23 protein-coding genes are annotated in these 22016 nt (G+C 62.0%); 16 read left to right on the top strand and 7 right to left on the bottom strand.

The window, feature by feature from the left end:
- The first annotated feature begins 130 nt into the window (after window positions 1–130).
- The 15 genes from urtB (at window position 131) to ureG (ending at window position 11863) form a co-directional block, all read left to right on the top strand.
- Window positions 131–1738: an urea ABC transporter permease subunit UrtB gene (gene urtB, locus LH464_RS22175; protein ID WP_226788596.1), complete on the top strand. Its 1608-nt coding sequence runs from the start codon at window positions 131–133 to the stop codon at window positions 1736–1738.
- Window positions 1735–2895, top strand: coding sequence for an urea ABC transporter permease subunit UrtC (urtC, locus tag LH464_RS22180; protein ID WP_226788597.1), 1161 nt, complete (start codon window positions 1735–1737; stop codon window positions 2893–2895). The genes urtB and urtC overlap by 4 nt, the downstream gene beginning before the upstream one ends.
- A gap of 5 nt (window positions 2896–2900) precedes the next feature.
- Window positions 2901–3662, top strand: coding sequence for an urea ABC transporter ATP-binding protein UrtD (gene urtD / locus LH464_RS22185; RefSeq protein WP_226788598.1), 762 nt, complete (start codon window positions 2901–2903; stop codon window positions 3660–3662).
- 116 nt (window positions 3663–3778) lie between these two features.
- Window positions 3779–4474, top strand: a complete 696-nt coding sequence (gene urtE, locus LH464_RS22190) for an urea ABC transporter ATP-binding subunit UrtE (RefSeq protein WP_226788599.1) — start codon at window positions 3779–3781, stop codon at window positions 4472–4474.
- A 203-nt stretch (window positions 4475–4677) separates the two neighbouring features.
- Window positions 4678–5790 carry an alpha/beta hydrolase family esterase gene (locus tag LH464_RS22195; protein WP_226788600.1) on the top strand — a complete coding sequence of 371 codons (1113 nt, stop codon included), beginning with the start codon at window positions 4678–4680 and terminating at the stop codon, window positions 5788–5790.
- Window positions 5730–6554, top strand: a complete 825-nt coding sequence (locus tag LH464_RS22200; RefSeq protein ID WP_226788601.1) for an urease accessory protein UreD — start codon at window positions 5730–5732, stop codon at window positions 6552–6554. Before LH464_RS22195 ends, LH464_RS22200 begins: the two co-directional genes overlap by 61 nt.
- An 18-nt stretch (window positions 6555–6572) precedes the next feature.
- Window positions 6573–6875, top strand: a complete 303-nt coding sequence (locus LH464_RS22205) for an urease subunit gamma (RefSeq protein ID WP_226788602.1) — start codon at window positions 6573–6575, stop codon at window positions 6873–6875.
- Between the two features lie 10 nt (window positions 6876–6885).
- Entirely contained in the window at window positions 6886–7146 is a 261-nt protein-coding gene (locus tag LH464_RS22210; RefSeq protein WP_226788603.1) for a DUF1272 domain-containing protein, read from the top strand.
- An 11-nt stretch (window positions 7147–7157) separates the two neighbouring features.
- On the top strand, window positions 7158–7463 hold the full coding sequence (locus tag LH464_RS22215; RefSeq protein ID WP_226788604.1) for an urease subunit beta: 306 nt from the start codon (window positions 7158–7160) through the stop codon (window positions 7461–7463).
- Window position 7464: 1 nt separating this feature from the next.
- Complete coding sequence (locus LH464_RS22220) at window positions 7465–7821, top strand: GFA family protein (RefSeq protein WP_226788605.1); 357 nt, start codon at window positions 7465–7467, stop codon at window positions 7819–7821.
- A 22-nt stretch (window positions 7822–7843) separates the two neighbouring features.
- Entirely contained in the window at window positions 7844–8272 is a 429-nt protein-coding gene (locus LH464_RS22225) for a lysozyme inhibitor LprI family protein (protein WP_226788606.1), read from the top strand.
- 54 nt (window positions 8273–8326) lie between these two features.
- The gene (gene ureC, locus LH464_RS22230; protein ID WP_226788607.1) at window positions 8327–10036 is read left to right on the top strand and encodes an urease subunit alpha; all 1710 of its coding nucleotides are present in this window, start codon (window positions 8327–8329) and stop codon (window positions 10034–10036) included.
- An 8-nt stretch (window positions 10037–10044) separates the two neighbouring features.
- Window positions 10045–10542 (top strand): urease accessory protein UreE, encoded by a 498-nt coding sequence (ureE, locus tag LH464_RS22235; protein ID WP_226788608.1) that lies wholly within the window; start codon window positions 10045–10047, stop codon window positions 10540–10542.
- Between the two features lie 6 nt (window positions 10543–10548).
- Window positions 10549–11220, top strand: coding sequence for an urease accessory protein UreF (locus LH464_RS22240; protein WP_226788609.1), 672 nt, complete (start codon window positions 10549–10551; stop codon window positions 11218–11220).
- Window positions 11221–11251: 31 nt separating this feature from the next.
- Entirely contained in the window at window positions 11252–11863 is a 612-nt protein-coding gene (gene ureG, locus LH464_RS22245; RefSeq protein WP_226788610.1) for an urease accessory protein UreG, read from the top strand.
- A gap of 48 nt (window positions 11864–11911) precedes the next feature.
- On the opposite strand, the gene LH464_RS22250 is transcribed toward ureG, so the two are convergent.
- The 7 genes from LH464_RS22250 to LH464_RS22280 all read right to left on the bottom strand — a co-directional run bounded on the left by LH464_RS22250 (window position 11912) and on the right by LH464_RS22280 (window position 21451).
- Window positions 11912–12595 carry a Crp/Fnr family transcriptional regulator gene (locus LH464_RS22250; RefSeq protein ID WP_226788622.1) on the bottom strand — a complete coding sequence of 228 codons (684 nt, stop codon included), beginning with the start codon at window positions 12593–12595 and terminating at the stop codon, window positions 11912–11914.
- A gap of 172 nt (window positions 12596–12767) precedes the next feature.
- Window positions 12768–16097, bottom strand: a complete 3330-nt coding sequence (locus LH464_RS22255) for an efflux RND transporter permease subunit (protein WP_226788611.1) — start codon at window positions 16095–16097, stop codon at window positions 12768–12770.
- Window positions 16098–16110: 13 nt separating this feature from the next.
- Window positions 16111–17301, bottom strand: coding sequence for an efflux RND transporter periplasmic adaptor subunit (locus LH464_RS22260; protein ID WP_226788612.1), 1191 nt, complete (start codon window positions 17299–17301; stop codon window positions 16111–16113).
- A gap of 278 nt (window positions 17302–17579) precedes the next feature.
- Window positions 17580–18551, bottom strand: a complete 972-nt coding sequence (locus LH464_RS22265; RefSeq protein ID WP_226788613.1) for an ABC transporter substrate-binding protein — start codon at window positions 18549–18551, stop codon at window positions 17580–17582.
- 60 nt (window positions 18552–18611) lie between these two features.
- Window positions 18612–19739 carry an ABC transporter permease gene (locus LH464_RS22270; RefSeq protein WP_226788614.1) on the bottom strand — a complete coding sequence of 376 codons (1128 nt, stop codon included), beginning with the start codon at window positions 19737–19739 and terminating at the stop codon, window positions 18612–18614.
- Window positions 19736–20617 (bottom strand): ABC transporter permease, encoded by an 882-nt coding sequence (locus LH464_RS22275; RefSeq protein WP_226788615.1) that lies wholly within the window; start codon window positions 20615–20617, stop codon window positions 19736–19738. The genes LH464_RS22270 and LH464_RS22275 overlap by 4 nt, the downstream gene beginning before the upstream one ends.
- 42 nt (window positions 20618–20659) lie before the next feature.
- Window positions 20660–21451, bottom strand: a complete 792-nt coding sequence (locus LH464_RS22280) for an ABC transporter ATP-binding protein (RefSeq protein WP_226788616.1) — start codon at window positions 21449–21451, stop codon at window positions 20660–20662.
- A 130-nt stretch (window positions 21452–21581) separates the two neighbouring features.
- Between LH464_RS22280 and LH464_RS22285 the strand changes: the two genes are divergently transcribed.
- Complete coding sequence (locus tag LH464_RS22285) at window positions 21582–21995, top strand: cupin domain-containing protein (protein ID WP_226788617.1); 414 nt, start codon at window positions 21582–21584, stop codon at window positions 21993–21995.
- Window positions 21996–22016: the final 21 nt, after the last annotated feature.

Raw genomic sequence — 22016 nt, forward strand, 5'->3', positions numbered from 1 at the left:
GGCCGGCAGGCCAGAGGGGGCGATGCTTTCTCTGCCCTATCGTATCGCTGGCTCCGTCGGGAGACGGAACCAGCAGGCGCAAGGAGGCAAACTTGTCCTCGAACCGCTTCGCCATCCCGGGGACAAAAGAATGCTTATCCGTTTCTTCAGCCTGATCTTCCTGATCGTCTCGCTCGCCGCGCCATCCTTCGCGCAAGGCAGCGATCCGAAGTCACTGTTCGACCAGCTGGCCGCGGCCAATTTCAACCAGGCCGGAGAGCTGATCGGCGAGATCGCTGCAACCGGCGATCCGCGTGTGGTTGCCGGTCTCGAAGCACTCGCCGAGGGCGATCTCTATGTCCGCAAGGCCGACAAGGTTGTTTTCATCGCCAGGCCCGCAGGATCCCAACTCACGCTGATCGATCCGCTGACGGGCGCGGAAGCGGGGCAGGTGGCGAAATCGGCCGTCACCAAGATCAGGGTCAACAACAATCTTCGCCGCTCCATTCGCGGCGCCCTCGGCGGTTTGACGCTGATGAGCCCGGACAGGAATGCACGGCTGCAGGCAGCCAGCACCATTCTCGGAGCGCCCAGCGCGGAAAACCTCGAATTGCTGGAAACGGCGCTCTCCAAGGAAACCGACGCCGACGTGAAGACGCTGATGGAAGAGGCCAGAGCCGTTTCACTGCTCTCCTCCGATCGCTCTCTCGATGAAAAGCGCGCGGCAATAAAAACCCTGGCTGCCAAGGGCGGCCGCGAAGCCATCACGGTTCTGCGTTCGGCCCAGGCCTCGGTCGACGAGAGCCTGAAGGCTGATCTCGACACCGCTATCGCCTCGATCGAGGGCGAGCTTGCCCTGTGGGATGTGGCCCAGAACGTCTGGTACGGCCTGTCGCTCGGGTCGGTGCTGCTGCTCGCGGCCATCGGGCTCGCCATCACCTTCGGCGTGATGGGCATCATCAACATGGCGCATGGCGAAATGGTGATGCTCGGCGCCTACGCCACCTTCGTGGTTCAGGACGTGATCCGTTCCCATGCACCGCAGCTGTTCGACTGGTCGCTGGCGATCGCTCTGCCGGTCGCGTTCCTGTTTACGGCGGCGGTCGGCCTTGTCATCGAGCGCGGCGTGATCCGCTTCCTCTATGGGCGTCCGCTGGAAACGCTTCTCGCTACCTGGGGCATCTCGCTCATCCTGCAACAGGCGATCCGCTCGATCTTCGGACCCACGAACCAGGAAGTCGGCAATCCGTCCTGGATGTCCGGCTCGTTTCCGCTCGGTGGCATGACGGTGACCTGGAACCGCATGTGGATCATCGTCTTTTCGCTGTCGATCTTCTTCGCATTGCTTGTGCTGATGAAGCGCTCCGCCTTCGGCCTGCAGATGCGGGCGGTCACGCAGAATCGCCGCATGGCGTCCTCCATGGGCATCCGCACGCCCTGGGTCGATGCCTTCACCTTCGCGCTCGGCTCAGGCATCGCCGGCATCGCAGGGGTGGCACTTTCACAGATCGACAACGTCTCGCCCAATCTCGGCCAGAGCTACATCATCGACAGTTTCATGGTCGTAGTGTTCGGCGGTGTCGGCAATCTCTGGGGCACGCTGGTGGGCGCCTTGTCGCTCGGCATCCTCAACAAGTTCCTCGAACCATCGGTCGGAGCCGTGCTCGGCAAGATCCTGGTGCTGGTGCTGATCATCCTGTTCATCCAGAAACGACCGCGCGGGCTCTTCGCGCTCAAGGGAAGGGCGGTGGAAGCATGATTACCGGCTTCGTTCTGCGCGCACTCGAAGGCAAGATCGTCATTGCCATCGGCATTCTGCTGGGTATCGCCGTCCTGGTTCCTGCTCTCAATCTTCTGGTGCCGGCCGACAGCGCGTTCCACATTCCGACCTATGTCATGGCGCTGATGGGCAAGTACCTTTGCTACGCGCTTCTGGCGCTGGCGCTCGATCTGGTCTGGGGTTATTGCGGCATCCTCTCGCTCGGCCACGGCGCCTTCTTTGCGCTCGGCGGCTATGCGATGGGCATGTATCTGATGCGCCAGATCGGTTCGCGCGGGACTTACGGCAATCCGCTCCTGCCGGACTTCATGGTTTTCCTGAACTGGCAGGAACTGCCGTGGTTCTGGTACGGGTTCGACATGTTCCCCTTCGCCATGCTGATGGTGCTCTTCGTTCCGGGACTGCTCGCCTTCGTGTTCGGCTGGTTCGCCTTCCGCTCCCGCGTCAACGGCGTCTATCTGTCGATCATCACGCAGGCGATGACCTATGCCCTGATGCTTGCCTTCTTCCGCAACGACATGGGCTTCGGCGGCAATAACGGCCTTACCGACTACAAGGATATCCTCGGTGTCTCCGTGCAGGCGGGTGGCACGAGAGCGATGTTGTTTTCCATGTCGGCCGTGATGCTGGCGCTCTGCCTCCTGATCGCCTCCGGCATCGTGCAGTCGAAGTTCGGCAAGGTGCTCGTCGGCGTACGCGATGCGGAAAGCCGCGTCCGCTTCCTCGGTTTCCGGGTGGAAAACATCAAGCTTTTCACCTTCGTCGTCTCCGCAATGATGGCGGGAATTGCCGGTGCGCTCTTCGTGCCGCAGGTAGGCATCATCAATCCAGGCGAGTTCGCGCCAGCCAATTCCATCGAAGTCGTCGTCTGGACGGCGGTCGGCGGGCGCGGCACGCTGATCGGCCCGATCATCGGGGCGATCCTCGTCAACGCAGGCAAGAGCTATTTTACCGGTGCTTTCCCGGAGTTCTGGCTCTACGCGCTGGGCGGTCTTTTCATTGCAGTCACGCTGTTCCTGCCCAAGGGGATCGTCGGCACGATCCAGCATGGGTGGGGTGCGCGCGAGGCAACGAAGATCGCTGCCGAGAAAGAGAAGGGCAGGGACGCCGACATCCTGCCGCAGGCTGCGGAGTAGAGACGATGACGCTGATTTCCGAAACAAGATCGAAAAGCCTGCTCTATCTCGATAACGTCTCCGTCTCCTTCGATGGGTTCAAGGCGCTGAATTCGCTTTCCTTCGTGGTCGAGCCGGGTGAACTGCGGGCGATCATTGGCCCCAATGGGGCCGGCAAGACGACGATGATGGACATCATCACCGGCAAGACCCGACCGGATACCGGCACCGTGTTATTCGAGGATTCGGTCGATCTCACCAAAAGGGACGAGGCCGACATTGCCCAGCTCGGCATCGGCCGCAAGTTCCAGAAGCCGACTGTCTTTGAAAGTCATACGGTGTGGGATAATCTGGAGCTGGCGCTGAACCGCCCGCGTGGAGTGTTCTCGACGCTTTTCTACAAGCTGTCTGACGACGACAGGGCCCGGATAGGGGAAATTCTCGAGACGATCCGCATGAGCCATCGCAAGGACGAGCTCGCCGCCAATCTCAGCCACGGCCAGAAGCAATGGCTGGAGATCGGCATGTTGCTTGCCCAGGAGCCGAAGCTGCTGCTGGTCGATGAGCCGGTTGCCGGCATGACCGACGCCGAGACTGCGGAGACGGCCATCCTGCTTCGCGAGATTGCCAAAACCCGCTCCGTAGTGGTCGTCGAGCACGACATGGGCTTCATCCGCGACCTCGGCGTCAAGGTTACATGCCTGGCGGAAGGCTCGGTACTGGCGGAAGGGTCGATCGATTTCGTGTCCAACGATCCGAAAGTGATCGAGAATTACCTGGGGCGATAGCTACGTGCTCGAAACTATGCCCACCCCACACCCGGTCCCTCGGACCACCTCTCCCCGGCGGGAGAAAGTGGCGCGTCGATGCTGGGTGAGGCGCAAACATTGAGGACCATGCTCCTATGCTGACAGTCGACAACATCAACCTGCATTACGGCGCAGCCCAGGCGCTGCGCGGCGTCTCGCTAAACGCCGAGATGGGCAAGATCACCTGCGTGCTGGGGCGGAACGGCGTGGGGAAGAGTTCTCTTCTCCGCGCCGTGACCGGCCAGCATCCGGTTAGTGCCGGCACGATCCGCTTCGGCGACGAAGCGCTCAACGGATTGTCCCCCTACGCGCGGGCGAAGCAGGGTATCGGCTACGTACCGCAGGGCAGGGAGATCTTTCCGTTGCTGACGGTGCAGGAAAACCTCGAAACCGGATTTGCACCCTTGCAGCGTAGGGATCGCTTCATTCCCGACGAGATTTTCAGCCTCTTCCCGGTGTTGAATTCGATGCTGTGTCGCCGTGGTGGCGACCTCTCAGGCGGTCAGCAGCAGCAACTGGCCATCGGCCGCGCGATGGTGATGCGGCCCAGAATCCTGGTGCTGGACGAGCCCACGGAAGGTATCCAGCCGTCCATCATCAAGGATATCGGGCGGGCGATCCGCTACCTGCGGGATTCCACCGGCATGGCCATCCTGCTGGTGGAACAGTATCTCGACTTCTGCCGGGAACTTGCCGATCGCGTCTATATTATGGATCGTGGCGAAATTGTGCACGAAGGACTTGCCGAGACCTTGGATACGGCGGAAGCAAGGCGGCACCTTACTGTTTAGGGGTGAATATTTGCATGGCTTCTATTCGCTTAAGCCGTTTCAACGAGTGCTAATGTATGGTATCAGTATCGCAATTCCCAACAGGCCGCAGAGAGTGAAAACCCTGCACCCCGTTAGCGAGGCGCTTGATGGCATTTGCATGCAGTTCTGTTTTTTCCAGTTCAGCCGCTCTGACCCGTTTGATTACGGTAGGGGCTTTTTTCTTGGGCGCGGGTAGTGCCTACGCAGATTGCGGCCAGCCCGTTCAGCCCGGCCGACACGATTTCAGCATTCAATCCACCGACGCGAGCCGGTCGGGTGTCTATTTCATTCCGTCGTCCTATACGGGCGACAAGAAAGTGCCTGTGGTGTTTGATTTCCACGGCAGCCACAGCCATCCGGACGGGCAGCTCAAGCGCAGTTCGTGGGACAAGGTCGCCGAACGCGAGGGGTTCATCGTCGTGGCGCTGCAGGGCAGTTTGCCGGGAGCGTATGCCGGAACCTACGCCTGGAACGTCCCGCTGGTGACGCACCAGGAAGGCGGCCTCGACGAGATCTCCTTCATCAATTCCGCGATCGAGGAAATCGGCGATCAGGTCTGCCTTGACCGCAGCCGTGTCTACGCATCCGGTTATTCCGGCGGCGGGCGCATGCTCTCCCAGTATATCTGCAGCGGCAATGACGGTTTCGCTGCCGCAGGCTTCGTTCATTCGCTGCGTGCCGGTGCGCCGGTGGAGGTGGAGGGACAGTGGAAGCCCGATGCGGTGGCCTGTATGCCCAAGCGGCCGATGTCGATCATCGCTTTTGCAGGCGTGAAGGATACCGCCAACCCTTATGCCGGTGGTGGCAAGCCCTATTGGCAGTACGGTTTCAAGACCGCTGTGCAGCGTTGGAGCGAACTCGACGGCTGCACCGGTGACGCAACGACCGAAAAGGCAGGTGACGTGACGCGGCGCCTCTACGACACCTGCAAGGCGGGTGCGCGGATAGCGACATACGTTTATGCCAACGGCAGCCATGCATGGCCGAAGGCGGACACGAGCGACAGCGTGGTTGCTGCCGCCAGCGAGGCCAATGGCGTGGTCAAGGTTGCCGCGACCACGAAGCCATCCTTCGATCCCAATGTTGATCCGGCGCAGAGAATGTGGGAGTTCTTCAAGAAAGCCGACAAATCGGATCTCGTCGCCACGGTGGTGCCTGTTGCTGCCAAGGCAGGAGATTCGTGCGCGGCCACCGCAACGGGCGCTGCCGATAGCGCCGATCTTCAGGGGACGACGTGCAGCAGCCAGTCGATCGATGCGCGCCGCAGCGGGCAAGGGGCAAAGGGCGCCTTGTAACGAAGCTATCCGTCGGGCGCACCAGGCTCGACGAATTCTACCAGGAAGGCTGTGCGAAGATCCGCCTTCCAGAAACCTTTTCGCCCGACATGGAGGCGATCCTTATCAACACGTCAGGGGGACTGACTGGCGGCGACGTGATCGAATGGTCCGTCGCCGCCGCTGCTTCTACCCGCCTCACGGTGACCACCCAGGCAAACGAGAAAATCTATCGGGCCGCTGCCGATACCGCTTCGGTAACGACGCGCATTGCCGTCGGTCCCGACGCGGCGGTGCACTGGCTGCCGCAGGAAACCATCCTTTTCGACCAGTCGTCGCTCACCCGACGGCTCGACGTCGAGCTTCACGATACCTCGTCCGAATTCATTGCCGTCGAAGCTGTGCTTCTCGGTCGCAAGGCCATGGGAGAAACACTCAACAGCGGCTTCTTCCGCGACAGATGGCGGGTGCGCCGCGGTGACGACCTCGTGCATGCCGAAGACATGTGCTTGCGGGATGACATCGCTACTCTCTCCTCGCAACGCGCAACACTTGGCGGTCACGTGGCTTACGCGACGGTTCTCTATGTGGGGCCGCGCGCCGAGGCGCTGCTGCCACGACTGCGGGAATGTCTGGGGGAGAGCATGGCAGGTGCCAGCCAGTGGCAGGGAAAGCTGGTCCTGCGTCTTCTCGCACCCAGCGGTTACGACTTGAGGAAATTGCTGGTACCGGCAATTGGCGTATTGCGTAATGGTGCTACGGTGCCAAAGGTCTGGAATATCTGATTCACGCACAGGACGGTCATGAACCTCACGCCGAGAGAAAAAGACAAGCTGCTGATATCGATGGCGGCGACGGTTGCGCGGCGCCGGCTGGAGCGGGGCGTCAAGCTCAATCATCCCGAGGCGATTGCGCTCATCACCGACTTCGTCGTCGAGGGTGCCCGTGACGGCCGCTCGGTCGCGGACCTGATGGAAGCCGGTGCGCATGTCATCCGTCGCGAGCAGGTGATGGAAGGGATCGCGGAGATGATCCACGACGTCCAGGTGGAGGCGACCTTCCCGGACGGGACGAAGCTCGTCACCGTCCATGAACCGATCAGGTGAGGAAAACGCCATGCTGGCACTGCGGCCCAACTGCGAATGCTGCGACAAGGATCTGCCGCCTGAAAGCCTCGACGCCATGATCTGCACATTCGAGTGCACGTTCTGCGTCGATTGCGCGACCGATGTGCTTGCCGGGACCTGCCCGAACTGCGGCGGCGAACTGGTGCGCCGTCCGGTGCGCCCGGCCGCAGCACTGAAAAGACATCCGGCGTCCACCGAGCGGGTGTTGAAGGCCGAGGGCTGCAAGCCCCAAAGCACTTTAACGGCTTGAGGGAGAGATTCATGATTCCGGGCGAAGTGATTGCCATGCCAGGCGAAATCGAACTCAATGCAGGTGCGTCGACACTCACGATCGAGGTGGCGAATACCGGTGACCGGCCGATCCAGGTTGGCAGCCATTACCATTTCTTCGAGACGAACGAAGGACTTTCCTTCGACCGCGACATGGTGCGCGGCATGCGGCTCGACATTCCGGCCGGCACGGCCGTGCGCTTCGAACCGGGACAGACCCGTCAGGTGACGCTGATCCCGCTTTCGGGCAAGCGCGTCGTCTACGGTTTCCAGCAGAAGATCATGGGAGCGCTTTGACATGGCCACGAAACACTATCTCGGCGGTTGCCAGTGCGGTGCCGTTTCCTTCGAGGCGAACGCCGATCTGGACCAGACTGTCACCTGCAACTGCTCGCGTTGCCGGCGGCTCGGCTCGGTGCTGACCTTCATTGCTCGCGATGAGTTCACGCTGAAATCCGGTGAGGACAACCTTTCCGAATATCTCTTCAACAGCAAGAAGGTCCACCACACCTTCTGCAAGACGTGCGGCATCCAGAGCTTCTCCTACGGCGAAAAGCCTGATGGCTCGGCCATGGTCGCCATCAACGTCAATTGCCTGGAGGGCGTCAACCCGCGGGAGTTGACGTCCTATGCCCATGATGGCGCGGCAGCCTGACCGGGTGGTAAAGGAAAAGTCGATGCTGAATGCGGCGATCATGACCATGCTTTGTGGGTGCGTCCTCCTTGTGGACGCGCCGGCTTCGAGTGAGGAGGCCCTGCCGCCCGACTGCGAGAATGCCATGACCCAGACCGATATGAACATCTGCGCGGGTGACGCCTACGCCGAGGCGGATAAGGCGTTGAACATTCAATGGATGGCTACGAAAAAAGCCGCCGCCGCCTGGGATGACCTGATCGAATCCGAAGATCGTCCGCGCGGCGCGGAGGAACGGCTTTTGAAGGCGCAGCGCGCCTGGCTCGCCTATCGCGACAGTCAGTGCGAGGCACTGGGCTTCACCGTCGAGGGCGGAACCATGCAGCCTCTCGTCGTCTCGAACTGCCTGGAAGACCTGACGCGCAAGCGGACCGAGGAACTCGGCCAGCTGTCGGACGGATTTGTGAACTGAACGCAAGGCAGCCTTAAGGCCGCCGCTCGCCGCACTCCACGAGGGAAACTGCCTATGCCCCACAAGATGTCCCGCGCTGCCTATGCCTCTATGTTCGGCCCGACCGTGGGCGACAAGGTCAGGCTCGCGGATACGGAACTCTTCATCGAGGTGGAGAAAGACTTCACCACCTATGGCGAGGAAGTGAAGTTCGGCGGCGGCAAGGTCATCCGTGACGGCATGGGCCAGAGCCAGGCGACGCGCGCCGAAGGGGCGGTCGACACGGTCATCACCAATGCGTTGATCGTCGATCACTCGGGCATCTACAAGGCGGACGTCGGCCTCAAGGATGGCCGCATCCACGCGATCGGCAAGGCGGGCAATCCCGACACGCAGCCGGGCGTGACGATTATCGTCGGCCCGTCGACCGAGGCGATTGCCGGCGAAGGCAAGATCCTGACGGCCGGCGGCATGGATGCGCATATCCACTTCATCTGCCCGCAGCAGATCGAGGAAGCGCTGATGTCGGGCGTGACCTGCATGCTCGGCGGCGGCTCCGGTCCAGCCCACGGCACGCTGGCGACGACATGCACGGGCGCGTGGCATATCGAGCGGATGATCGAGAGCTTCGATGCCTTCCCGATGAACCTGGCGCTCGCCGGCAAGGGCAATGCCTCTCTGCCTGCACCGCTTGAAGAGATGATCCTTGCCGGCGCCTCGTCGCTCAAGCTGCACGAGGACTGGGGCACGACGCCGGCCGCGATCGACAACTGCATGACCGTCGCTGATGCCTTTGACGTGCAGGTGATGATCCATACCGACACGCTGAACGAGAGCGGCTTCGTCGAGGACACGGTCGCCGCCATTCGCGGCCGCACCATTCACGCCTTCCATACGGAAGGGGCGGGTGGCGGCCACGCGCCGGACATCATCAAAATTTGCGGCAATCCGAACGTCATCCCGTCGTCCACCAACCCGACGCGGCCCTATACGGTCAACACGCTCGCCGAGCATCTCGACATGCTGATGGTCTGCCACCACCTGTCGTCATCGATCCCGGAAGACATCGCCTTTGCCGAAAGCCGCATTCGCAAGGAAACCATTGCGGCCGAAGACATCCTGCACGATATCGGCGCCTTCTCGATCATCTCGTCCGACAGCCAGGCCATGGGCCGCGTCGGCGAAGTGGCGATCCGCACCTGGCAGACGGCTGACAAGATGAAGCGCCAGCGCGGTCAGCTGAAGGAAGAAACCGGTGACAACGATAATTTCCGCGTCCGCCGCTATATCGCCAAGTACACGATCAACCCGGCCATTGCGCATGGCGTTTCCCACGAGATCGGCTCGGTCGAAGTCGGCAAGCGCGCCGACCTGGTTCTGTGGAGCCCGGCCTTCTTTGGAGTGAAGCCGGAAATGGTGCTGCTCGGCGGCTCGATCGCAGCCGCCCCTATGGGTGATCCGAACGCCTCGATCCCGACGCCGCAGCCGATGCATTATCGGCCGATGTTTGCCGCCTATGGCAAGCTGCGCACGAATTCCTCGGTCACATTCGTGAGCCAGGCCTCGCTCGATGGGGGGCTTTCGCAGCGCCTCGGCGTCGCCAAGAGACTTGTGGCGGTGAGGAACGTCCGCGGCGGGATCTCCAAGGCTTCGATGATATACAATTCGCTGACCCCGCATGTCGAGGTCGATCCGGAAACCTATGAAGTTCGCGCTGACGGCGAGCTTCTCACCTGCGAACCGGCAACCGTGCTGCCGATGGCGCAGCGTTACTTCCTGTTTTGAGGCGCACCATGCAACGTATTACGACCTTTCACAAAGCCGGTGTCATCACCGATCCGCCAGCCGACATCATCGCGCTCCCGCATGACCTTCGTCATCTTCGGCGCAAGGTCCTGCACCTGTCGAACGGCGACATGGTGATGCTCGACCTCAAGGAACCGGTCCTCTTTGCCGATGGCGACAGGCTGATGCTGGAAGACGGCAGCAACGTGCAGATCACGGCTGCGTCCGAAAAGCTGTTCGAGATCAGGGCGCGCGACACACTCCATCTGATCGAGCTCGCCTGGCATCTCGGCAACCGGCACCTCTCGGCGCAGATCGAGGAGGGACGCATCCTCATCCTGCGCGACCATGTGATCCGGCAGATGCTTCAGGGGCTCGGCGCGACCGTCATGGATGTGGAGGAGCCGTTCCAACCCGCCCGCGGCGCGTACCATGCCCATGGCAGCCATGGACACGGTCACGATGGCGGCCACGGGCATGATCACGATCATCATTCGCATGACTGAGCAGGCATGAGTGCCGGTTCTCAGACGCAGGCGCTGCTGCGCCTGATGGCCTGGATGTCGCCGGCTTTCCCGATTGGCGGGTTTGCCTATTCCGGCGGCCTGGAACGGGCGGTGCACGATCGTGTTGTGATCGATGCACGAGGGCTGAGGTCCTGGCTGGCGACACTTCTGCGCCACGGCAGTTTCTGGAACGATGCGGTCCTGTTCTGCGAAGCCTGGCGCCGGCACGAGGATCAGCAGGCACTTCAAGAGGTGGCTGAACTCGGCCTCGCTCTCGCGGGCTCCGCCGAGCGGCATTTCGAGACGCTGTCGCTGGGCAAAGCATTCGTGGCTGGGGCGCAGGCCTGGCCGAGCGAGGTCTTCGCTCGACTGCCGCGGGACTTGCCATTCCCGGTTGCCGTCGGCGCGGTCGCGGGGGCTCACGGCGTGGCGGTGAGCGATGCGCTTGCCGCGTACCTGCAAGCGGGCCTCTCGCAGGCCGTCTCCGCTGCCATTCGGCTCGGCGCCTGCGGGCAGACAGAGGGTGTCGCGATCCTGGCGGGGATCGAGCAGGACGTGCTCGATACCGTAACACAGGCGGCGCAGAGCACCCTCGATGATCTCGGGACTGCCACGGTCCAGGCGGAGATCTGCTCGCTCCGCCACGAGACACAGCATTCAAGGCTGTTCCGCTCTTGAGGGACGGCTGCCGTACAGGAAAGGAATTCCCATGAAATCGCCAAACGGTCCGTTGCGGGTCGGCATCGGGGGGCCGGTCGGCTCCGGCAAGACCGCGCTCACCGAAAAGCTCTGCAAGGCGATGCGCGACGAATACTCGATCGCCGTGGTGACCAACGACATCTACACCCGCGAGGATGCCGAGGCTCTGGTGCGCTGCCAAGCGCTGTCGTCGGACCGTATCGTCGGAGTGGAAACGGGCGGTTGTCCACACACCGCTATCCGCGAAGATGCCACCATCAACCTGCAGGCGATTGCGGGCTTGAACGAGCTGTTTCCTGACCTCGACATCGTCTTCATCGAGTCAGGCGGAGACAATCTCGCTGCGACGTTCTCTCCTGATCTCGCGGATATCACCATCTACGTGATCTCAACCTGCCAGGGTGAAGAGATCCCGCGCAAGGGCGGTCCCGGCATCACCCGCTCGGACCTGCTAGTGATCAACAAGAAGGATCTGGCGCCTTACGTGGGGGCGGACCTGGACGTGATGGATCGCGATGCGCATCGCATGCGTGAGGCAAAGCCGCATCTCTTCACCGACCTTAAGCGCGGCGAGGGTGTCGACCACGTCGTGCGGTTCCTGAAGGAGAATGGCGGGCTCTGAGAGTTCGCGGCAGAGAGAGCGCCGGCGTCCGTACGGGCGCACGGCTACCTAGATATCGCGGAGCGCGCTCACGTCGCCAATCTGGACAAGCCTGCCGCGTACCGTCACGCCGACCCGGCGGAGAGACGAGAAGGCTCGCGAGAGAGCCTCGGGCGCCAGACCCAGCATGCCGGCGAGCAGGCTCTTCTGGAAGGGCAGGCGGACGGAGGCCGGACCACCGTCGATAGGACAGCTTTTCAGTAGATACTCTGCGACCCGCTGCGGGGCTGTATGCAGGCGATCATTCGCGACGCAGTCCATCGCCGTCAACAGGTGGTGCGACAGACAGGTCATGATCGCCCTTGCCGCGTCGGGCTCCCGCTCCGCCAACTGGCGCACCGCGCGCATGTCGAAGCGTGCAAGGGTCGCGTTTTCGGCTGCCTGGGCGTTGAAGCGATAAAAATCGTCTCCGAAAATCAGGCACTCGGCGAAGGTATCTCCGGGGCCGCAGACGCGGATATCGGCTTCACGGCCCTCGCGGTTCAGCCGATAGAGACGGACGTAGCCGCTCAGCACGCAGAAAAAGAAATCTGCCGGCATGGATTCGCGAAAGACAACCTGACGCGCGGGAATGCTCGTGATCGTGACGGCGTTCATCATCTTTACGAGCGTGTCAGCGCCAAGGCCCGTCATGAACGGCGTCCGCATCAGCACCGCCTTGTCGCGGTTGTTTATCTTCAGGCTCTTGTTCATCGGGGCCGTGTGCTTTTCCATCGCGGGACGGTTTTTTCATTGCGATGGGTGAAGCCTAGCAGCTTGGACGGGAAACTGTTTGACATCGATCAACTACGAAGCGGGTTGTCGCCGAAACGGAAAAAGGCCGGGTGCTGGCCCGGCCTTTCAGTATTCGTCGCTGCTGGTGGAGTTATTCAGCCGCCCACGGCGTCAGCCTGAGCACATTGGAGCCCTGCTGGCCGTTTGTGCGCTCGTCATTGGCTTCCTTCTTCTCGATCGAGGCCACCCGCTCTTCCAGCGTGGCGATCGACCGGGCTGCATCATTCGAGCGCCGGCTGAGTTCTTCCGAGGACAGGCCGATCTCTTCATCTTCCTTGCTGCCGAACATGCCGCCGAAGAGGCGCCCGAGCAGTAGCGACAGATCGTCCATGATCAGGAAGAAGGCGGGAACCACGACCAGCGACAGCACAGTCGAGACGATGATGCCGCCGATCACGGCGATCGCCATCGGCGCGCGGAACGAGCCGCCTTCGCCAACCCCGAGCGCCGATGGGAGCATGCCCGCCGACATGGCGATGGAGGTCATGATGATCGGCCGTGCGCGCTTGCGGCCGGCCTCCACCATGGCGTGAACCCGCTCCATTCCGTGCCGCCGCATTTCGATGGCGAAGTCGACGAGCAGGATGGCGTTCTTCGTCACGATGCCCATCAGCATCAGGATGCCGATAAGGACCGGCATGGACAGCGAGTTCTGGGTGATGATCAGGGCGACAGCCACGCCGCCGATCGCAAGCGGCAGCGAGAACAGGATGGTGAACGGCTGGATGACGTCCTTGAACAGCAGGATCAGAACAACGAGCACCATCATCAGCCCGAGCAGCATCGCGTTGCCGAAGCTCTGCGTCATCTCCGCCTGCACCTTGGCGTCGCCGCTTTCCGCAAGCCGCACTGATGAAGGCAGTTCCGTCTCGTCGACGATGCGCTTGAACTCTGCCGTTGCCGTATCGAGTGCCGTGCCGAACGGGACGTCGGAACCGATCGACACGACGCGGCTACGGTCGTTGCGCTTGATCGAGCTTGGACCTTCCGAATAGTCGATGTCGGCGACGCTGTAGAGCGGCACCGTTTCGCCGGTCGCCGTCTTGATCTTCAGTGCACGGATGGCCTGCAGGTCCTGCCGGAAGTCCAGTGAGGCCTGGGCGCGGATCGGAATTTGCCGGTCGTCGATCGACATCTTCGGCAACTGCGCATCGACATCGCCGATCGTGGCCACGCGTACGGTTTCGGAGATTTGCTGTGGTGTGATGCCGAGCCGGGCGGCCTCGTCCTTGCGCGGGCGAATTTGCAGCTCCGGGCGGGGCAGGGCTCCTTCGGAGCTGACATTGGCAAGGATTGGCGAGGCGCGCAGCCGGGATTCCAGAAGGCTGACCGCTTCGTTCAGGTCATCTTCGTTGGACGAGAGGAAGTTGAAGCTGAGTTCGCGTTCCGCACGGTCGTTGAGCTTGGAGATGCGCACGTCAGGGATCGAGCGAACCTTGGCGAACAATTCCCGCTCGACTTCCCATTGCGGCCGCGTGCGACCATGGTCCGGGACCTTCGGGATCAGGTCGCCGATCAGGGGGATGGAACCCAGCCCCTTGTTGACGAGCATCTTGACCAGCGAGTGGTCGATATTCTGGAGGATGACGCGAACCGTTGCACGGCGCAGTTCCAGATCGCCCTTGGGCGACGCGCCGCCCAGCACGAAGACGCTTTCGACGCCATCGATGTCCCGCACGGCATCGTAGATCAGATCCGTGGATTTCGATGTTTCATCCAGCGTTGCGTTCGGCGGCAGTTCGACAGAAAGCACGATGCGGGAAGAATCTTCAGGTGGCAGGAAGCTGCCCGGAACTTGGCTCAACAGCGCCACGGAGCCGACGAGGAAGGCGATTGCGCCCAAGAGGGTCGCATAGCGCATGTACCACTTGCGGGTCGTGCCCGTGACAAGCCGCGTATAGGCCTTCATCAGGCGGCCGTCGTTGTCCTGGTGGTCTTCCATCGCGTCTTCGGCACGCATCCAGTATGCCGCCATCAGCGGCGTTATGAGGCGCGCCACCATCAGCGAGAAGAAGACCGAGAAGGCGACGGTCAGGCCGAACTGGATGAAGTACTGGCCGGGAATACCCGGCATGAAGGAGACCGGCACGAAAACGGCGATGATCGTGAAGCTCGTCGCAATCACCGCAAGACCGATTTCGTCGGCTGCTTCGAGAGCGGCGCGGTAGGGCGACTTGCCCATCTTGATGTGGCGGGCGATGTTCTCGATCTCGACGATCGCGTCGTCCACGAGAATACCGGTCGCCAGCGTCAGAGCCAGGAAGCTGACCAGGTTCAGCGAGAAGCCGAGGATATCCATGACCCAGAAAGTGGGAATGGCCGAGAGCGGCAGGGCCACGGCGGCGATGACCGTCGCACGCCAGTTCCTGAGGAACAGCATGACCACGATGATTGCGAGAAGCGCGCCTTCCATCAGCGTATGGAGTGCCGCTTCATAGTTGCCGTAGGTGAAGTAGACGGAATCGTCGACCATCTGGATGTTGACGTCCGGGTGGGTGGAGCGGACGTTTTCCAAGCTTGCCGATACCGTCTCCGCGACCGATACCTCGCTGGCGCCCTTTGCCCGGAAGACGGCGAAGGTGACAGTCGGGGCTCCGTTGAAGCGGGAGAAGGATTTCTGTTCCTCGTAGGTGTCGGAGACGGTGCCGAGTTCCGACAGCTTGACGTAACGACCGTTGGACAAGGAGATGGTCGTATCGGCCAGCTGCTCGGCGCTTCTGGCGTCGCCCAGCGTGCGGATGGTCTGCTCGTTACCAGCCACCTGTCCGCGACCGGAACCGAGATCGACGTTCGTGCCGCGCAACTGGCTGTTTACGTCGACGGCGGAAATGCCGTAGGAATCGAGCTTGTTCTGGTTGAGAGCGACGCGGATTTCCCGGTCCGCCCCGCCATAGCGGTCAATACGGCCGATCCCCGGCTGCCCCTGCAGCTCTCGCTTGATGGTGTCGTCCACGAACCAGGAGAGTTCCTCGAGCGTCATGTTCGGCGAGGAGACTGCAAAGGTCTGGATCGCCTGGCCCTCGACGTCGATCTTGGTAACCACCGGTTCTTCGATCCCGGCGGGCAGATCACTGCGGATCTTGTCGATGGCATCCTTGGTGTCCTGAACCGCTTCCTCGGTGGGCTTTTCGATGCGGAACATCACGACGGTTTGCGATTGGCCGTCAGTAACGGTGGACTGAATTTCGTCTATGCCGCTGATCGAGGCTACGGCATCCTCGACTTCCTTGGTCACCTGCATTTCGAGTTCGGCAGGTGAAGCGCCGGCCTGTGCGACGGTAATCGAGACGACAGGGACGTCGATGTTCGGGAAACGCGTGATCGGCAGCGAATAGAACGACTGCATGCCCATAAACAGCAGCAGCACGAAACCGAGCAGCGGCGCAATCGGATTGCGGATCGACCAGGCAGAGAAGTTCATCGTTCGACCTCGATCAGTTCGACACGGCCGGTTCGGCAGGAACCGGGGAAATCCGGTCGCCGTCGCGCACGAACGCGCCCGCCTTCTCGACAACCATGTCGCCAGCCTGCAGGCCGCTGGCAACCTCTACGAAACCGGCATCCTGGATGCCGATCTGGATTTCCACCTGCTTGACCACATTGTCCTCGACCTTACGGGCGAAGGAGCCCTTGCGTCCCGTCGTTACCGCCGACAGGGGAAGGGCGAGCGCCGTCTTCTGCTCGATGATGATCTCGGCGCTTCCGTACATGCCAGCACGGGCTCCGCTCTTCTCGTCGACATCGATGCGCACGTAGCCAAGGCGGCTGACGGGATCGACGGTCGGTGAGACAAGTCGAACTTCGCCCTCAAGCTTGGCTTCGCCGCCTGCAATCGAAACGGTGGCCTTCTGGCCCGGCTTTATCTTCCGGATATTCGCTTCCGATACGTCCGCGACGAGTTCAAGCGCTCCGTCGCGAATGACCGTGAACAGCGGATCGCCGGCACCGCTGGCGATCGCGCCGACCTTGGCATTGCGCACCGAAACGATCCCGGCCACGGGTGTCTTCACACCGGTACGGGCAAGCCTGAGGTCGATGTCGGCAATCTCGCTTTCGACGACCTTGACGTCGGCTTCGCCCACGGAGATCGATTGCTGTGCCGCCTGCAGTCGCGCCCGGGTGACTGCAGCCAGAGCGGTTGCGCGTTCCACCTCGGCGACGGAGCCGGTGCCGCTCTTCGCTAGCCGTTCGGCGCGGTCCCGCTGGCGCACGGCGTCGTCCAGATTGGCTTGCGATTCGATTGCTTGCGCCTTGTATTGGGCAAGGCCTGCTTCCGCCTTCGCCTTGTTGGCCTCGAACTGGCTCTTCTGCAGAACAAGCGCGTCGTCATTGAGGGTCGCCAGGACTGTATCGGCGGCAACCTCGTCACCGACGTCTGCTTCCAGCGAGCGGATGGAGAGGCCATCCACCAGCGGCTGCACGAAGACTTCCTGTACTGCGCGGATCGTACCCGTCGCGACGACGCGATCCGTGAGCGGCCTGTCGACGGCTTCCGTGACGATAATCGACGGCAGCTGTGCCTCCGCCTTCGGCGCGGTGGCCTCCTGCGACATAGCCGAGGCTGCGGCGAAGGCCAGCGCTGCAGCCGGAATGAGACCGGCAAGATGAGAAAGCTTGCGAAGCATGCGCTACTGGATCCAATTGAGGCGAGGGGCCCGATCAGCTCCGCCAGCATGGCTGGAGTGATGTCGGTGTCCCGACGTATAACGTGAAATACAGTTGGTGGCCGGCGAATTCATTGCAAGAGCCACCGTGAAAGTTTCACCGGCCGGTTTTTTACGTGGGCGGAGCCCACAAATCAATCCTTGCAGGTGATGGGCAACATTACATTTTGTTATGGTTTACGTAGAAACGCGCGGCCGTAACCGCGCGTTTCTTTCGACATCGAAGTATACCGGAACGGTTATTTCGCCGCGGCGTCGGTGATGTCGGCGGTATAGGCGCCTTGCGGCTCCTTGGTGATGATCTTCTGGTCGAGCAGGGCTTTCGCAGTCCGCTCGTAGACGGCCGGGTCAAGCTTGCCGGAGCCGTCGCCGATCAGCTTGGCCACTTCGCCCATCATCCGTTTCTGGTGGTTCTCGTCCTGGCCGCCGTTGTCCATGACGATCTCTGCCGCTTCATCCGGGTTTTTGATCGCGTATTTCCAGCCCTTCATGGAAGCGCGGACGAACTTGACCATGTTTTCCTTGAAGGCCGGGTCCTGGAGCTTGGTTTCCAGCGCGTAGAGGCCATCCTCCAGCAGGTCGTTGCCCATCTCCGTATAGTTGAAGACGGTCAGGTCTTCCGGCTTGAAGCCGGCATCGATCGCCTGCCAGTACTCGTTATAGGTCATGACCGAGATGCAGTCGGCCTGCTTCTGCACCAGCGGCTGCACGTCGAAGCTCTGCTTCAGCACCGTCACGCCATCCGCACCGCCCTCGGTCGAAAGGCCGAGCTTGTTCATCCATGCGAAGAACGGATACTCGTTGCCGAAGAACCAGACGCCCAGCGTGTGGCCCTTGAAGTCGGCTTCGGTCTTGATCGGGCCGTCCTTGGGGCAGATGAGCTGCAAGCCGGATTTCTGGTAGGGTTGGGCGATGTTGACGAGAGGAACGCCCTTTTCACGGGCTACCAGCGCGCCGCCCATCCAGGCCACGATCACGTCGGCGCCGCCGCCGGCGATGACCTGCTCGGGTGCGATATCCGGGCCGCCGGCCTTGATCTCGACGTCGAGGCCTTCTTCTTCGTAAAAGCCCTTGTCCTTGGCGACGTAGTAGCCGCCGAACTGGCCCTGGGCGACCCATTTCAGCTGCAGGACCACCTTTTCAGCCGCCATGGCCTGAGCGGCGGCAAGCGACATGGCGCCTGCCATCAATGCTATAAGGATATTTCTCATTTTTCTTATCCTTCCCTCTGAGGTTTTGCCGCCTCCCGTCGTTGCGAGAAGCGGATACGTCTAGCCACCACGGTTAGACGGATGCCAGAACGTCGTCGCCCGCTCGGCGAGTGCGATGACGCCATAAAAGACCGATCCTATCACCGCTGCAACAGCGATCTCCGCCCAGACCATGTCGACGTTCATGCGGCCGATCTCGGTCGATATTCGGAAGCCCATGCCGACGATCGGAGTACCGAAGAATTCGGCCACGATCGCGCCGATCAGGGCAAGTGTCGAGTTGATCTTCAGCGCGTTGAAGATGAAGGGCATGGCCGCCGGCAGGCGCAGCTTGATCAACGTCTGCCAGTAGTCGGAGGCGTAGGATCGCATCAGGTCGCGTTCCATCGCTCCCGATGCGCCGAGCCCGGCCACCGTGTTCACCAGCATAGGGAAGAAGGTCATGACGATGACGACGGCCGCCTTCGATTGCCAGTCGAAGCCGAACCACATGACCATGATCGGTGCGACGCCGATGATGGGGAGTGCCGACATCAGGTTGCCGATCGGAAGGAGGCCGCGCCGCAGGAAGGCCACCCGGTCCGCCAGGATGGCAACAATGAACCCTGCGGCGCAGCCAACCGCATAACCGAACAAAACCGCCTTGAAGATCGTCTGGCGGACATCCGCCGCGAGGATGGAGACAGAACCGATGATCCTCTCCCAGATGGCGGAGGGCGGTGGCAGCAGGATGAAGGGAACGCCGGCACCCCGGGTGATGGCTTCCCACAGGATGAGGACCCAGGCCCCGAAGATCGCCGGGATGAGCAGGCGAAGGGCCGTCGAGGCGCCACCGGTCTTCGGCCGGATTTCGGCAAGCACGGAGATGCACCGCCAGCCGAGCAGCCAGCAGGCAGCCACCAGCAGGAAGAACGAGAGGTTCGCCTGCCCCTCGTTGCCGGAGAGGCCTGCGATCAGCAGCCACGCCGTGAAGTGCGCGGCAACAAACAGAATGCCGGCCAGTGCCGCCTCCTGCATGCGCAGGAAGGAGGCGAGGGCGCCGACGACGACCAGCAGCAGGATCATGGCCGTCGTGCCGCTGCCGAAAGGCGCGGATGCTTCCGGGCTGAGGAGCGGCAGGCGCGCCAGGGCGACGAGACAGAGAATGAGGGCACCAGTGCCCTGCCAGGAGCGGAGAAGCATGCTCATGTCGGCTTCACCCCCATGCGGCGGTCGACGATCCGGGACCCGATGCCGACGATGGTCACGAGGATGGCCGCGAGCACCGATCCGGCAATCAGCGCTGACCACATGTCGATCGTCTGGCTGTAGTAGGATCCGGCGAGAAGCTTGGAGCCGATGCCGGCCGCCGCACCTGTCGGCAGTTCGCCGACGATGGCCCCGACAAGGCTTGCGGCGACTGCAACCTTCATCGAGGTGAACAGGAACGGCAGGGATGCCGGGACCCTGAGCTTCCAGAAGGTCTGCCAGGTGCTGGAGTTGTAGGTCCGCATCAGGTCGAGATGCATGAGTTCGGGCGAGCGCAGGCCCTTCACCATGCCGACCGCCACCGGGAAGAACGACAGGTATGTCGAGATCAATGCCTTGGGGATCAGCCCGGTCACGTTGATGGCCGCCAGAACCACGACCACCATGGGCGCGATGGCCAGGATTGGCACCGTCTGCGAGGCGATGATCCAGGGCATGAGGCTGCGGTCCAGCGCCTTCACGTGCACGATGCCCACCGCGATCAGGATGCCAAGCAGGGTGCCGGAAGCAAAGCCGGCGAGCGTCGAGGACAGCGTCACCCACGAATGATAGACGAGGCTGCGGTTGCTCGTGACATTGCGCAGAAAGGTGTTCTCGAAGAAGTTCCGGGCCACCTGATGCGGCGCCGGCACCACAGGTTTCGGCTGCGACAGCGTTTTGCCGATGAATTCCATGGTCGTGGAGGTGACATTGGCGCGCCGATCCAGATCGCGCTGGAACGGCGCATTCATCCAGATCGCCGCGGCGTACCAGACGGCGATAATGACGCCGATGATGGTGAGGACGGGCAGGACTCGGGAGGAGAGGGGTTCCGTCATGGCCCAATACCCCCATCCGGCCTGCTCTTCACGTCCGAAGGCTCACTCCTCATAGCTGTGCCCCGCTCTCAGGCCCTCACGGACGCGCTGGGCGATGTCGAGGAACTCCGGCGTCTCGCGGATTTCCAGCGGCCGTTCCCTGGGCAGCGTCGACTCGATGATGTCCGTCACCCGTCCCGGGCGCGGCGACATGACGACGATCTTGGTCGACAGGTAAACGGCTTCCGGGATGGAATGGGTGACGAAACAGATGGTCTTGCTGGTTGCGGCCCAGAGTTTCAGGAGTTGTGCGTTCAGGTGGTCGCGCACAATCTCGTCGAGGGCGCCGAAGGGTTCATCCATCAGAAGCAGATCGGCATCGAAGGCCAGGGCCCGGGCAATCGAGGCACGCTGCTGCATGCCGCCGGACAGCTGCCAGGGATACTTTTTGCTGAAGCCGGCAAGGTTCACCAGGTCGAGGGTCCTCTCGATACGTTCCTTCCGCTCGGCCTTCGAATGCCCCATGATCTCGAGAGGCAATGCGATGTTCTTCTCGATCGTGCGCCACGGGTATAGGGCGGGCGCCTGGAAGACATAGCCGTAGGAGCGCGACTTGCGCGCCTCTTCCGGCGTCATCCCGTTGATGGATATCTCACCTGACGTGTTCTTCTCCAGATCGGCGATGACCCGCAGGAAGGTGGTCTTGCCGCAGCCGGACGGGCCGATGAAGGAGACGAAATCGCCCTTGCTCACCTCCAGGTCGACATCCGACAGCGCATGCACGGGTCCGTCGTTTGTCTGGAAGGTGAGGCCCAGCTTTCTGGCGGAGACGACGGGAGTGGGAGAAGTGTTCATAGGGCCTTGCCAATGCTGCGTTCTGTGGATGCGAAATGCGGGGTGCATGCTATGATCAAGGCTCTGGGCGCCGAGGGGGAGGTTTGCCGGCAAGGGAAAAGGGGCAGCCGGCCCAAGGAGGAGAAAGCGTATGGACGCATCATCGAAATCCACCTGCAGGGTCGTCAAACCCGGCCCCACCTACGACGGCAAGCAAGGGCTCAGCTATTTCGAAGGGATCGCGGCGGAGACGGTCGGATCGACAGCAATCTGCATGCATCTTCTGACAATCCCGCCCGGTGGGCGCGCCAAGGCGCACCTGCACAAGAGCCATGAGACAGCGATCTACATGCTGTCCGGCTCTGCGCATACCTGGTACGGCGACCGGCTGGAGCACCATGTCATCGTGCATGCGGGCGAGCTGTTCTACATTCCGGCCGGTGTACCCCACCTGCCGGCCAATCTTTCCAACACGCCGTGCACCGCCGTCATTGCCCGCACCGACCCCAACGAACAGGAAAGCGTCGTGCTGTTGCCGGAGCTCGATGCGCTGGTGGAGATCTAGGGTATCTGCATCAATCTCCTG

The sequence above is a fragment of the Pseudorhizobium xiangyangii genome (assembly GCF_020531965.1).
Lineage (GTDB): Bacteria > Pseudomonadota > Alphaproteobacteria > Rhizobiales > Rhizobiaceae > Neorhizobium > Neorhizobium xiangyangii.

Excerpts from the sequence above, each read along its gene's own strand:
- LH464_RS22215 (WP_226788604.1), top strand. The coding sequence starts at position 7,158 with ATGATTCCGGGCGAAGTGATTGCCATGCCAGGCGAAATCGAACTCAAT.
- ureE (WP_226788608.1), top strand. The coding sequence starts at position 10,045 with ATGCAACGTATTACGACCTTTCACAAAGCCGGTGTCATCACCGATCCG.
- LH464_RS22220 (WP_226788605.1), top strand. The coding sequence starts at position 7,465 with ATGGCCACGAAACACTATCTCGGCGGTTGCCAGTGCGGTGCCGTTTCC.
- LH464_RS22260 (WP_226788612.1), bottom strand. The coding sequence starts at position 17,301 with ATGCTTCGCAAGCTTTCTCATCTTGCCGGTCTCATTCCGGCTGCAGCG.
- urtC (WP_226788597.1), top strand. The coding sequence starts at position 1,735 with ATGATTACCGGCTTCGTTCTGCGCGCACTCGAAGGCAAGATCGTCATT.
- urtD (WP_226788598.1), top strand. The coding sequence starts at position 2,901 with ATGACGCTGATTTCCGAAACAAGATCGAAAAGCCTGCTCTATCTCGAT.
- LH464_RS22210 (WP_226788603.1), top strand. The coding sequence starts at position 6,886 with ATGCTGGCACTGCGGCCCAACTGCGAATGCTGCGACAAGGATCTGCCG.
- LH464_RS22275 (WP_226788615.1), bottom strand. The coding sequence starts at position 20,617 with ATGACGGAACCCCTCTCCTCCCGAGTCCTGCCCGTCCTCACCATCATC.
- LH464_RS22240 (WP_226788609.1), top strand. The coding sequence starts at position 10,549 with ATGAGTGCCGGTTCTCAGACGCAGGCGCTGCTGCGCCTGATGGCCTGG.
- LH464_RS22270 (WP_226788614.1), bottom strand. The coding sequence starts at position 19,739 with ATGAGCATGCTTCTCCGCTCCTGGCAGGGCACTGGTGCCCTCATTCTC.
- urtB (WP_226788596.1), top strand. The coding sequence starts at position 131 with ATGCTTATCCGTTTCTTCAGCCTGATCTTCCTGATCGTCTCGCTCGCC.
- ureG (WP_226788610.1), top strand. The coding sequence starts at position 11,252 with ATGAAATCGCCAAACGGTCCGTTGCGGGTCGGCATCGGGGGGCCGGTC.
- LH464_RS22265 (WP_226788613.1), bottom strand. The coding sequence starts at position 18,551 with ATGAGAAATATCCTTATAGCATTGATGGCAGGCGCCATGTCGCTTGCC.
- LH464_RS22280 (WP_226788616.1), bottom strand. The coding sequence starts at position 21,451 with ATGAACACTTCTCCCACTCCCGTCGTCTCCGCCAGAAAGCTGGGCCTC.
- urtE (WP_226788599.1), top strand. The coding sequence starts at position 3,779 with ATGCTGACAGTCGACAACATCAACCTGCATTACGGCGCAGCCCAGGCG.
- LH464_RS22285 (WP_226788617.1), top strand. The coding sequence starts at position 21,582 with ATGGACGCATCATCGAAATCCACCTGCAGGGTCGTCAAACCCGGCCCC.
- LH464_RS22205 (WP_226788602.1), top strand. The coding sequence starts at position 6,573 with ATGAACCTCACGCCGAGAGAAAAAGACAAGCTGCTGATATCGATGGCG.
- ureC (WP_226788607.1), top strand. The coding sequence starts at position 8,327 with ATGCCCCACAAGATGTCCCGCGCTGCCTATGCCTCTATGTTCGGCCCG.
- LH464_RS22255 (WP_226788611.1), bottom strand. The coding sequence starts at position 16,097 with ATGAACTTCTCTGCCTGGTCGATCCGCAATCCGATTGCGCCGCTGCTC.
- LH464_RS22225 (WP_226788606.1), top strand. The coding sequence starts at position 7,844 with ATGCTGAATGCGGCGATCATGACCATGCTTTGTGGGTGCGTCCTCCTT.
- LH464_RS22250 (WP_226788622.1), bottom strand. The coding sequence starts at position 12,595 with ATGAACAAGAGCCTGAAGATAAACAACCGCGACAAGGCGGTGCTGATG.